The sequence below is a fragment of the Psychroflexus sp. MBR-150 genome (assembly GCF_053628795.1).
In genome coordinates, this window is sequence record NZ_JBRJHB010000024.1 from 26,446 (window position 1) to 33,982 (window position 7,537).

Annotated in this window: 11 protein-coding genes; 10 read left to right on the forward strand and 1 reads right to left on the reverse strand. The window is 35.9% G+C overall.

Going from position 1 to position 7,537, the window contains the following annotated elements; translation table 11 throughout:
* The first annotated feature begins 1 nt into the window (after position 1).
* On the forward strand, positions 2–613 hold the full coding sequence (locus ACSSV5_RS11055; RefSeq protein WP_454245914.1) for an IMPACT family protein: 612 nt from the start codon (positions 2–4) through the stop codon (positions 611–613).
* Here ACSSV5_RS11055 and ACSSV5_RS11060 read toward each other — a convergent pair.
* Entirely contained in the window at positions 605–1,093 is a 489-nt protein-coding gene (locus ACSSV5_RS11060) for a magnesium transporter MgtE N-terminal domain-containing protein (protein WP_454245915.1), read from the reverse strand. The two genes, ACSSV5_RS11055 and ACSSV5_RS11060, sit on opposite strands and share 9 nt — an antisense overlap.
* Positions 1,094–1,218: 125 nt before the next feature.
* On the opposite strand from ACSSV5_RS11060, the gene ACSSV5_RS11065 reads away from it, so the two are divergent.
* The 9 genes from ACSSV5_RS11065 to ACSSV5_RS11105 all read left to right on the forward strand — a co-directional run bounded on the left by ACSSV5_RS11065 (position 1,219) and on the right by ACSSV5_RS11105 (position 7,114).
* Positions 1,219–1,698, forward strand: a complete 480-nt coding sequence (locus tag ACSSV5_RS11065) for a regulatory protein RecX (RefSeq protein WP_211064774.1) — start codon at positions 1,219–1,221, stop codon at positions 1,696–1,698.
* A 53-nt stretch (positions 1,699–1,751) separates the two neighbouring features.
* On the forward strand, positions 1,752–2,087 hold the full coding sequence (locus ACSSV5_RS11070) for a CD225/dispanin family protein (RefSeq protein ID WP_211064775.1): 336 nt from the start codon (positions 1,752–1,754) through the stop codon (positions 2,085–2,087).
* 27 nt (positions 2,088–2,114) lie between these two features.
* On the forward strand, positions 2,115–2,495 hold the full coding sequence (locus ACSSV5_RS11075) for a PH domain-containing protein (RefSeq protein WP_454245916.1): 381 nt from the start codon (positions 2,115–2,117) through the stop codon (positions 2,493–2,495).
* Positions 2,496–2,646: 151 nt separating this feature from the next.
* Positions 2,647–3,018, forward strand: a complete 372-nt coding sequence (locus tag ACSSV5_RS11080) for a DUF805 domain-containing protein (RefSeq protein ID WP_211064777.1) — start codon at positions 2,647–2,649, stop codon at positions 3,016–3,018.
* A gap of 84 nt (positions 3,019–3,102) precedes the next feature.
* Positions 3,103–3,378: a CD225/dispanin family protein gene (locus ACSSV5_RS11085; RefSeq protein ID WP_211064778.1), complete on the forward strand. Its 276-nt coding sequence runs from the start codon at positions 3,103–3,105 to the stop codon at positions 3,376–3,378.
* A gap of 9 nt (positions 3,379–3,387) precedes the next feature.
* Positions 3,388–3,801 (forward strand): DUF2752 domain-containing protein, encoded by a 414-nt coding sequence (locus tag ACSSV5_RS11090; RefSeq protein ID WP_454245917.1) that lies wholly within the window; start codon positions 3,388–3,390, stop codon positions 3,799–3,801.
* 38 nt (positions 3,802–3,839) lie between these two features.
* Positions 3,840–5,303, forward strand: a complete 1,464-nt coding sequence (locus ACSSV5_RS11095; RefSeq protein WP_454245919.1) for an aminoacyl-histidine dipeptidase — start codon at positions 3,840–3,842, stop codon at positions 5,301–5,303.
* Between the two features lie 79 nt (positions 5,304–5,382).
* A complete protein-coding gene (locus tag ACSSV5_RS11100; protein ID WP_211064780.1) occupies positions 5,383–6,147 on the forward strand; it encodes an exodeoxyribonuclease III in 765 nt (254 codons plus the stop codon).
* A 10-nt stretch (positions 6,148–6,157) separates the two neighbouring features.
* Entirely contained in the window at positions 6,158–7,114 is a 957-nt protein-coding gene (locus ACSSV5_RS11105) for an OmpA family protein (protein ID WP_454245918.1), read from the forward strand.
* Positions 7,115–7,537 lie beyond the last annotated feature (423 nt).

Sequence of the window (7,537 nt, forward strand, 5' to 3'; positions counted from 1 at the left end):
TTTGCTTAAAAAAGACGAATACAAAAGCCTATCTCAACCCTCAAAAGAAGTCTTATTTAAGGACAAAGGCAGCAAGTTTTTCGGTTATGCCCTTCCCGTTCAAAACGAAACCGAAATAGAAAACGCCATAGAACAACTCAAAACTCAGCACCACAAAGCCCGTCATTTTTGCTACGCCTGGCAACTCGGCAAAACCTACGACACCTACAAAGCCAACGACGACGGCGAGCCCAATAATTCTGCAGGAATGCCCATTTTCGGTCAGCTACAATCTTTTGAAATCACCAACTGTCTCGTCGTGGTGGTGCGGTATTTTGGCGGCACCAAACTCGGTGTCGGCGGCCTGATTTCTGCCTACAAAACCACGTCCAAAATGGCTTTAGAAAACGCCAACATTCAAACCCATACCATAGATACATCATTGCAAGTGACCTGCGAATACGATATGATGAACGAAGTGATGCGTTTGGTCAAGGAATTAAACCTCAACATTATAGAACAAGACCTGAAAATCCGTTGTAAATTTATTATCAGTATTCGGCAACAGGATTTCAATAAAGTCAAATCTCGTTTTGAACAGGTTTACGGTTTAGAACTCAAAACTTTAGAATAATATAATTTGATCTTGTCCTGACAACGCTCTGCCGTTCGTCTGTTGATCTTGTCCTGACAACACTCTGCCGTTCGTCTTTTGGGCATGTCCTGACAACGCTCTGCCGTTCGTCTGTTGGGCATGTCCTGACAACGCTCTGCGTTCGTCTTTTGGTCTTGTCCTGACAACGCTCTGCCGTTCGTCTTTTGGGCATGTCCTGACAACGCTCTGCCGTTCGTCTTTTGGGCTTGTCCTGACAACGCTCTGCCGTTCGTCTGTTGGGCATGTCCTGACAACGCTCTGCCGTTCGTCTTTTGGGCATGTCCTGACAACGCTCTGCCGTTCATCTGTTGGGCATGTCCTGACAACGCTCTGCCGTTCGTCTGTTGGGCATGTCCTGACAACGCTCTGCGTTCGTCTTTTGGGCTTGTCCTGACAACGCTCTGCGTTCGTCTTTTGGGCTTGTCCTGACAACGCTCTGCGTTCGTCAGGGCTTTCCACTTGCTATCTCTCACACAAAAAAAATCGAAACACAAAAAACCAAATAGTAATTCTTAAATTGCAAACTCAAAGGAACAACAAAAATATTTTAAGAAACCTCAACATATTTTAGCGGTTAAAAGAAAATGAAAGAACCAACAAAATCATACACTGTAAAAGAAGCATTTCAAGCTTTGTGCAAATACTGCGTTTATCAAGACAGGTGTCATCAAGAAGTGGAGCAAAAACTCATCAAGATGAACATGATTCCTGATGCCAGAGCACAAATTATTTCAGATTTAATTCAACACGATTTCTTAAATGAAGAACGCTTTGCTATGAATTACGCTTTAGGAAAATTCAATCAAAAAGGTTGGGGAAAAATCAGGATACGACAAGAACTCAAAAGGCGAAATATTTCAGACTATTTGCTCAACAAAGCTTTAAACCAAATAGAAGACAAAACGTATCTCAACACCCTAAACGAATTAGCACAAAAAAAATTTAATCAACTCGGTAAAGATACCAGTTGGAAAAGCAAAACAAAACTCAAAAACTACTTGATTTACAAAGGTTACGAAACAAATTTAGTCTTTGAAACCATTAACCGTTTAACAAAATTTTAAAATATTAAAAAAAATTACTAATTTACACGCTCTAAATCTAAAACTTAAAAATCATGGAAGAGACCAATCAAGTTCAACAGCCAAAGCCTAATAATCATATGGTGATGGCGATTATATCTACCATTTTACCGCTCATCACTTGCACTTTTTACGGCATAATCCCTGGAATTGTCAGTATTGTATTTGCTTCTCAAGTCAACTCTAAATACAATAACAAAGATTTTGAAAGTGCCCAAAAAAATTCTAAATATGCAAAAATAGCTTGGATTATTGCTATAATAATTACGATTATTACCTTAGCTTACTACGCCTATATGTTTACAGTCCATGGTGAAGAATTTATGGAAGTTTTCAAAAGAGAAATGGAAAAACACCAAAGTATGCAGTAACCGATTAATAATTATAGAGATTTAAAAATGGGCATATTTTCTTCACTTATAGGTAATGCAGGATCAGTTGAAAAGGTCAAATTAGAAAAAGATTATGGACAACTTTTAACAGATAATGAGCAAATAGAAATTGGTTTTAAACTGATTAGAGATACTTTTATATTCACAAACAAAAGATTGATCCTTATCAACAAACAAGGCATTACAGGTAAAAAAATTGAAATTTTGTCTGTAACCTATAAAAGTGTTTCAAGATATAGTATAGAAACAGCAGGCAATTTTGATTTAGATGCTGAATTAAAGATATGGGTCTCAAGTGAATTAAAACCCAGCATAGAAAAAAAGTTTAACAAAAGCGTTAATGTATATGATGTTCAAAAGATTCTTGCTAAGTATGTATTAAAATAACAGGTAAAACAAAATGACAATTACTATAAATCAACTAATTCAAGCTTAAAAGTTAAAATAAACATTATTGAAAAGTGGAGTTCAGATACCACAAAAAAAAACGAGGCGAAACCGAAAAGCCAGACGAGTAGGAAATTTAAATAATAAAATAATGAATTGGTATGTAAAAGTTTTAAAACAGTATGCTGATTTCAGCGGAAGAGCAAGAAGAAAAGAGTATTGGATGTTTTTCTTATTCAATATGATATTTGCAACAATAGCAGTTTTAATAGACAACTTAATTGGGACAGCTAGTCCAGAGCTAGGATACGGGGTTTTCTACGGAATTTACATCCTTGGCATTTTAATTCCTAGTATAGCAGTTGGTGCGAGAAGACTACACGACATTGGTAAAAGCGGATGGATGTTATTAGTTGGTTTGATTCCTATAATTGGGACAATTTGGCTTTTGGTTTTATTTGTAACAGACAGTCAACAAGGTTCAAACAAATGGGGTAATAATCCGAAAGAATTATCAGCCTAAATTTGTAACAAAAAAATCCACGAATAAGAACTTATGAATGTATTTTAAATGGAAAAATAATGAAATTTATATGAATAAAAAGATATGGAAAACAAACCTAAACCACCACAAAATTATTTAGCTCTATCTATAATTTCAACTCTATTTTGTTGTCAAATTTTTGGAATCATCGCTATCATATATGCTTCTCAAGTCAATTCAAAATATATTGCAGGAGATTATCAAGGAGCACAAAGCGCTTCAAATAATGCTAAAATATGGAGTTTTTTATCTGTGGGTATTGGATTACTTATGATTATTTTATTTTTTATATTTTACGGTACTATTGCATTAACAGCTCTCTCTGAAGCGGAATTTTAATTACAACTCATGAACCTAACCAAACCCATTAAAATATTGATGATTTCCGTCGGTATTTTAGTGGGTTTGTTCTTATTATGGCTATATTATAATATCAATCCAAGTGGACAATCATTTATACCGCAATGCCCGTTTCATAGCATTACAGGATTGCATTGTCCTGGCTGTGGCAGTCAACGGGCTTTACACGATTTTCTTCACGGTAGAATTCTTGAGGGTTTTCAACACAACTTCCTGATTGGCTTAGGTTTGTTGGTGATGCTTTATAAAATCTTTTTATGGATTCGATCTTATTTTTATCCTAAAAAGACCAAAAATTTACTTTACAATCCAAAAACAGCTTGGATTATTCTTATCTTGGTTATAGGCTTTTGGATCTTGCGAAATATTCCTGTTTTTCCTTTTAATATTTTAGCACCCTAAGGGTTTATAACTTTAAGATTTCTTAGCTTTGGGCTAAAATTAAAACCATGTTACAAAATATAGAACCAAAAATTATTTGGAAACATTTTAGTCAACTCAATGCCGTTCCTCGACCGTCTAAAAAAGAAGAACGCGTCATTCAATTTATGATGGACTTTGGTCAAGATTTGGGCTTAGAAACCTTAAAAGACAAGGCTGGAAACGTTATTATCAAAAAGCCAGCAACAAAAGGTCATGAAAATAAAAAAGCTGTTGTTCTTCAGTCACATCTCGATATGGTGCATCAAAAAAATGAAGATACTGACTTTGACTTTAGCACACAAGGCATTGAAATGTATGTCGATGGCGATTGGGTCAAAGCCAAAGGCACAACACTTGGGGCTGACAATGGTCTTGGCGTAGCCGCTATTATGTCCATTCTTGCTTCAGACGACATTGAACATCCAGCACTTGAAGCCCTATTTACCATAGATGAAGAAACGGGAATGACAGGTGCTAAAAATCTTGACCCTAATATATTAAACGGCGAAATTTTACTCAACCTCGATACTGAAGAAGATGACGAAATTGGCATTGGTTGTGCAGGTGGCGTGGATATCACGGCTACACGATTTTATATAGAAGAATCTATTCCTGACAACACTTCTGCTTTTCAAATTGTTGTCAAAGGCTTGCAAGGTGGACATTCTGGTATGGATATTATCAAAGGTTTAGCTAATGCTAATAAGATTTTAACACGTTTATTATTTCATACCCATAAAAATTATAATATGCGTTTATCAACTTTTGTTGGTGGTGGTTTACGCAATGCTATTCCTCGTGAAAGCAAAGCCACATTTGTGATTTTAAACCAGGATGTTGACGCCTTAAAAACTTCGTTTCAAAACTTGGTCAAAGACATTCAATCAGAATATCAATCGCTTGAGCCGCAAATGTCAATTCAGCTTGAAAGTTGTGATAAACCAAAATCCGTTTTGAGTAGCGATGTGCAAGACTTGATCATCAAATCACTACAAACGGCTCATAATGGCGTTTACAGAATGAGCCCAGATATTGAGGGATTAGTTGAAACTTCTAATAATCTTGCTAAAGTTCATATTGAAAAAGGAAAGATAGAAATTTCTTGTCTCACCCGTTCTTCTGTTGATTCTGGCAAATGGGATTTGGCACACAGCCTTGAAAGTGCATTTGATTTGGCAGGTTGTCAAGTGAAGTTTTCTGGAGATTATCCAGGTTGGACACCAAACCCAAATTCTGAAATTTTGAAAGTCATTGATAAATTATACCAAAAACAATTTGGCAACAAAGCCAATATTGCAGCTTGCCACGCAGGTTTAGAATGTGGTATTCTGGGAAGTCATTATCCTGAAATGGATATGGTATCTTTTGGCCCAACCATCAAAGGTGCACATTCGCCAGATGAACGTGCCAGCATTTCATCAACACAAAAGTTTTGGGCATTTTTAAAAGATATTCTTAAAAATATTCCTGAGAAGAGTTGATTTTATTAACAGATTCAAGACCTCACAGCCCCGAAGTTTCGGGACTGTGAGGTCTAAAAATTCTTAAACCCAAATTTAAATGACAATTTTATCTTACAACGTCAATGGTATTCGTGCAGCTATGCGAAAAGGTTTGACTAATTGGCTAAAAACTACTGATGCTGATATCGTTTGTTTTCAGGAAACCAAGGCAAAAGGAAAACAAATTGAAGAAGAAGCGTTTAAACAGTTAGGCTATGAATATTGCTATTGGTTTTCTGCTCAAAAAAAAGGCTATAGTGGTGTTGGCATTATTTCAAAAGTAAAACCTCAGCATGTTGAAATGGGCTGTGGTATTGATTATATGGACAATGAAGGGCGAATCTTAAGAGTTGATTTTGAGAATTTTTCTCTGATGAGTTTATATCTGCCTTCAGGAACCAACGACGCCAGACTTAATCTGAAATTTGATTTTATGGCTGATTTTTATAACTATATCGACAAGCTAAAAGCCGAAAAACCTAACTTAGTGATTTGTGGCGATTACAATATTTGTCATGAACCTATTGATATTCACGACCCGGTAAGACTTAAAACGGTATCAGGATTTTTGCCCGAAGAACGCGATTGGCTGAGTCAATTTTTAAATAATGGTTTTATCGACTCGTTTAGATTTAAAAATCCCGAAGTTGAGCAATATTCTTGGTGGAGTTATCGTGCCAACGCCAGAACAAATAACAAAGGTTGGCGATTGGATTACCATTTGGTTTCTGAACCCCTAAAACAAAACATCAAAAGAGCCGTTATATTATCAGAAGCAAAACACAGCGATCATTGTCCTGTTTTACTTCAATTGGAATTTTAAAGAAAAAATCATGAAAACTAAATATTTGCTTTTACTTATTTCAGTTGGTTTACTCGGGGCTTGCGTGCCTAAAAAAGATTTCGTCAACCTCCAAACCCGTTATGACAATTTGCAGTCACAAAACGACTTATTGACTCAAAAATTAAAAGCTTGCCAAAAAAGTAAAAGCGAATTGACTTCCGATTTTGAAAAAAGTCAGAATAGATTAGAAGCTTTGCAAAAGGATTATGATGCTTTATCTGATGACTACAGTAAACAAAGTTCAAAACTCAAAAATCTTGAAACCTCTTATGAAGCTTTAGAACAAAACAGCAGTGAATTGCTTCAAGCTAACGCCAAACGAAATCGAGATTTACTCAAACAACTTGAAGATAAAGAAAAAGCCCTCGCCGAAGAGCAAAAACGGCTTGAACAACTGCAAAAAGACTTGGGCAAACGTTCCTACAGAATTGAGCAGTTAGAAAATTTAATTGCTTCAAAAGATGCCAAGCTCAACAATCTTAAAAACAAACTCAGCGAAGCTTTAGTCGATTTTGAAGGACGTGGTTTAAGTGTGGAGCAACGCGATGGCAAAGTTTATGTTTCTATGGAAAATAAGCTCCTTTTCGCTTCTGGAAGTTGGAATGTCGGAACAGAAGGTCAAAAGGCTATTAAGGAATTGGCTAATGTATTAGCTCAAAATCCTGATATTTCAGTGTTAATTGAAGGTCATACCGACAATGTGCCTTATGGCGGTAATGGACCGCTTAAAGACAATTGGGATTTATCGACAAAACGCGCTACAGAAGTTTTAAAACTTTTACTAAAAAACAACAACATCAATCCTAAAAATCTAACCGCTGCTGGTCGTGGCAAATATGCACCCGTCGCAAGCAACGAGACTCCAGCTGGAAAAGCCAAAAACCGAAGAATAGAAGTTGTTTTAGAGCCACAACTCGACCAAATCAATAAGCTTCTGGAAGAGTAAAAAGTTTTTGCTCCCTTGCCTTTGCGTTTTTGCGTTTTAGCGAGATACATTTTTTAGCCTAGTTTCTTTTAAAACCGAAGCCTAAATATCACATTAGGTGTAAAACATCATTGGTTTTGTTAACTTTATTAAAAGAAAGATAGACATATTTTAACCAACACTAAGCAATAGTTAATATTTTTAACATATTTTACTTTTAGATGTTCCAGTGCGAAAGTCAGAAAAAATTTAAAAAAGAAATGTTATATCAGCCACGAATGCACGAATGAATGCAAAATGATTAGTGCATTAGTGGCAATAAAAAGGAATGTTCTATCAGCCACGAATACACGAATGAATGCAAAATGATTAGTGCATTAGTGGCAATAAAAAGGAATGTTCTATCAGCCACGAATGCACGAATGAATGCAAAATGATTAGTGC

Coding starts and splice junctions, on each gene's coding strand:
- ACSSV5_RS11065 (WP_211064774.1), top strand. CDS start 1,219: ATGAAAGAACCAACAAAATCATACACTGTAAAAGAAGCATTTCAAGCT.
- ACSSV5_RS11070 (WP_211064775.1), top strand. CDS start 1,752: ATGGAAGAGACCAATCAAGTTCAACAGCCAAAGCCTAATAATCATATG.
- ACSSV5_RS11075 (WP_454245916.1), top strand. CDS start 2,115: ATGGGCATATTTTCTTCACTTATAGGTAATGCAGGATCAGTTGAAAAG.
- ACSSV5_RS11080 (WP_211064777.1), top strand. CDS start 2,647: ATGAATTGGTATGTAAAAGTTTTAAAACAGTATGCTGATTTCAGCGGA.
- ACSSV5_RS11085 (WP_211064778.1), top strand. CDS start 3,103: ATGGAAAACAAACCTAAACCACCACAAAATTATTTAGCTCTATCTATA.
- ACSSV5_RS11090 (WP_454245917.1), top strand. CDS start 3,388: ATGAACCTAACCAAACCCATTAAAATATTGATGATTTCCGTCGGTATT.
- ACSSV5_RS11100 (WP_211064780.1), top strand. CDS start 5,383: ATGACAATTTTATCTTACAACGTCAATGGTATTCGTGCAGCTATGCGA.
- ACSSV5_RS11105 (WP_454245918.1), top strand. CDS start 6,158: ATGAAAACTAAATATTTGCTTTTACTTATTTCAGTTGGTTTACTCGGG.